The organism is Streptomyces sp. XY431 (genome assembly GCF_001279805.1).
Lineage (GTDB): Bacteria > Actinomycetota > Actinomycetes > Streptomycetales > Streptomycetaceae > Kitasatospora > Kitasatospora purpeofusca.
The window spans coordinates 1-818 of sequence record NZ_LGDO01000288.1 but is presented as its reverse complement, the minus strand read 5'-3'; the positions used below and the strand labels follow the sequence as shown (position 1 = coordinate 818).

Genomic DNA, 818 nt, shown 5'->3' with positions numbered 1-818 from the left:
GGGGGGGGGGCCCCCGGCCCCCCCTCCCCCCCCCCCCCTGCTGGTCCCCCCCCCCCCCGCGCCCCCCGCCGCGCCCGGCCCGCTGCGGGTCCGCACCACCGCGTACCGGCGCGAGCTGCCGGAGGTGAAGCACGTGGGCCTGTTCGGCCTGCTCCATCAGCGCCGGCTCGCCCAACTCGACGGCTACGACGACGCCCTGCTGCTGGACGCCGCCGGCCGCCTGGCCGAGGGCGCCACCTGGAACCTCGCCCTGCACGACGGCCGCGCGCTGGTCTGGCCGGACACCGACGCCGCGCTGCCCGGTGTCACCGCCGCCCTGCTCGCCCGCGCCCACCCGGGGCCGCAGCGGCGCGAGGCGCTCGCCCCGGACGGCCTGGACCGCTTCGTCGCCGCCGTCGCCGTCAACGCGGGCGCGGGCGTCCGCCCGATCGCGGCGATCGACGGCACCTCCTTCGACCCCGCCCACCCGGCGGTCGCGGAGCTGCGCGCCGCCTACGAGGGCGTGCCGGGGGACGAGATCTGACCTGCTGCCGGAACCTCCCGGGGGCCGGTGCCGAACGGCCCCCGGCCGCGCCGACGGCCCGGGCGCGGCGGCTCCACCCCCGGGCGGTCCGGAGGACACCCGGAGGACACCCGGGGGGATAACCCCACCCGACGTCCGCCAGTGGACTCCATGGTCCGCCGCACCCCGCCTTCCTAGCCTGGAACACGTCGACCACCGGCGACGATCCACGAAGGAAGGCCCACCATGTCACCCCGCCGTTCCCGCCCCCGCCCCCCGCCAACCGGCCACCCCGCCGCGTCCCCCGGGAACGCCG

Annotated in this window: 1 protein-coding gene; it reads left to right on the top strand. The window is 79.8% G+C overall.

Features of this window, described 5'->3' with window-relative positions; translation table 11 throughout:
• On the top strand, positions 1 to 523 hold a 523-nt coding region (locus ADK60_RS23830), incomplete at its 5' end, for an aminotransferase class IV (protein ID WP_199839736.1).
• Positions 524 to 818 lie beyond the last annotated feature (295 nt).